This is a genomic window from Sphingomonas endophytica, assembly GCF_001476895.1.
Lineage (GTDB): Bacteria > Pseudomonadota > Alphaproteobacteria > Sphingomonadales > Sphingomonadaceae > Sphingomonas > Sphingomonas endophytica_A.
In genome coordinates, this window is sequence record NZ_LDTB01000218.1 from 1 (window position 1) to 822 (window position 822).

1 protein-coding gene is annotated in these 822 nt (G+C 63.1%); it reads right to left on the reverse strand.

What is annotated here, in order from left to right:
• Nucleotides 1-100 precede the first annotated feature (100 nt).
• Nucleotides 101-822 (reverse strand): ABC transporter substrate-binding protein (locus NS334_RS16835; protein ID WP_153002814.1); only part of this gene is annotated, 722 nt, incomplete at its 5' end.

The window sequence follows — 822 nt, forward strand, 5'->3', positions numbered from 1 at the left end:
GATGGTGAGCCCGCTGGACACGAGGGCGAGAAGGCTTCCGAGGGCGAGGCCGTTGAAGGCCTGGGAGAGGAGAACCGCCGTGCTGGGCATGGCCGGTCCCTCAGGTGTAGGGGCCGAGCTTGCAGCCGAACAGGTCGGGCGCATTCATCACGCTCTCGCCCTCGACCACGTCCACGATCTCGTAGAAATCCTCCGGCCCCTTCATCGCGCCGGGCGTCTTGCCCTTCAGGATCGGAATCGGCCGGACCATCTGATGGTCCTCGGCGCGGTAATAAACCTTGCCGATGGTCGAGTTGTAGGGCTGGCTCTTCGAGGCCTCCATCGCCTTGATCATATCGACCGGGTTGAATCCGCCGACCCGTTCCGCCGTGAGCGCCCAAAGGTAAGTTTGCATGTAGGCGATGTGGGCGCCCCAGCGCGGGTGATACTTGTTCTTCTCCAGAAAGCTCGCCACGAACGTCTTGGCCAGCGGATAGCGGTCCTCCAGCGTCCACCAGAAATCGCAGGAGCCGTAGACGCCCTGCATCAGTTCGGCGCCCAATTCCTTGTCCTGGAAGGAGGACAGGTTCGGCACGACGAGCTTCATGCTCGACAGGACGCCGAACTGCTCGGCCTGCTTGGTCGAGGCGACCGCATCCGCGCCGAAGCAGATGTTCACGAAAACGTCGGCGCCGCTATTGGCGATGTTTAGGAGCGCCGAGCTGTAATCGGCGGTGCCCAGCGGCACGGTCTCCTTCAGAACCTGCGTCCAGCCCGCCTCCTTGGCGAACTTGGCGAAGGATTCGTAGACCGTCTGGCCGTAGGTGTAGTCCGGCGCCAGGA